Genomic DNA, 1,335 nt, shown 5'->3' with positions numbered 1-1,335 from the left:
TGGAGAGGTCGACTGGAGTGTCCTGCTCGGCAGCGGCGAGGGTGCCCCGGCGGTGGACCTGCCCACCTACCCGTTCCAACGCCAACGCTACTGGCCAACGGTCACCGCGCAGAGTGCGGCGTCAGCGTACCCGTCGGTCTCCGAGGGCGATGCCTCCTTCTGGGCGGTCGTCGAGGAGGGAGCGCCGGAGCTGGCGGACACTCTCGGGGTTTCGCAGGAGGCGCTGAACGCTGTTCTTCCTGCGCTGACGGCATTGCGTCGCGAGCAGCTGGAACGCGCCGAGGTCGAGGGCTGGTGTTATCGCGTCGACTGGGAACCGGTGGTTGTGCCGGACGAAAAGCCCGTCACCGGACGGTGGTTGCTCCTACAGATGCCCGATGACGTGCCGCTCGCGGGGCTTGAACAGTTCATTCCGGGGCTGGAGCGGCTGACCTGCGACGCTTTGGACCGCAAGGGGCTCGCCCGTCTCCTGGAGCAGGCCGTCGAAGGTGAGGAGCCGGCCGGCGTGCTCTCCTGCCTGTCCCTGCCCTCGCTTGGGGACGGCCGGCCCGCGTCAGAGGCGGGCCGCGCTGTGGAGAACATGATGGCGCTGGTTCAGGCGCTCGGCGACGCCGGGGCAGCCGCACCGCTGTGGGTCGTCACGCATGCGGGGTTCGGGCCCGGCCATGCGCCCGACGAACCGGCGCAGGCCGCCGTCTGGGGGTTCGGCCGGGTGGCGGCGCTGGAGTGCCCCGACCGCTGGGGCGGTCTGGTCGATGTGCCGCCGCATCCGGCTCCGGATGAACTCGGCTCCCTGGCTTCGGTGTTGTCCCACGCGGGCGAGGACCAGGTGTCTGTGCGCGGTGCGGCGACGTACGCCCGCCGTCTCCGCCAGGCTCCGTTGCCCGCCTCGGCTGCGACCGCCACCCGGGACACGGACCGCAGGATCCCGCAGCGGCTCCTGGTCACCGGTGGCACCGGTGCGCTCGGGGTACGCGTCGCCGAGTGGTTCGCCGGGCGCGGGACAACGCAGCTCGTGCTGACGAGCCGGAGCGGCCCGGACGCCCCCGGTGTGGCCGACACGGTCGCCCGGCTACGGGCGGTGGGCGCGGAGCGGGTGGAGGTCGTCGCGTGCGACGTCGCCGACAGGCTCCAGGTCGCCGCACTGCTCGACGCGCACCCTGTCGACGGGATCGCGCACGCGGCCGGCATTCTCGACGTCGAACCGATCGACACCATGACCCCCGACCATGTGGATCGCGTGTTGGGGGCGAAGGGGTGGGGTGCGGTGTATCTGGACGAGTTGACGCGGGGCTGGGATCTGGATGCGTTTGTAGTGTTTTCTTCCATTGCGGG

The 1,335-nt window shown here is 71.2% G+C and carries 1 protein-coding gene; it reads left to right on the top strand.

Features of this window, described 5'->3' with window-relative positions; genetic code table 11:
- Positions 1–52: 52 nt before the first annotated feature.
- A partial coding sequence (locus ACFU53_RS48035; RefSeq protein WP_384007012.1) for a beta-ketoacyl reductase occupies positions 53–1,335 on the top strand: 1,283 nt, incomplete at its 3' end.

This window comes from Streptomyces sp. NPDC057474 (assembly GCF_042802555.1).
GTDB lineage: Bacteria > Actinomycetota > Actinomycetes > Streptomycetales > Streptomycetaceae > Streptomyces.
Note: the sequence above shows the minus strand (reverse complement) of the source record. Positions and strands in the feature narration are given on the sequence as shown.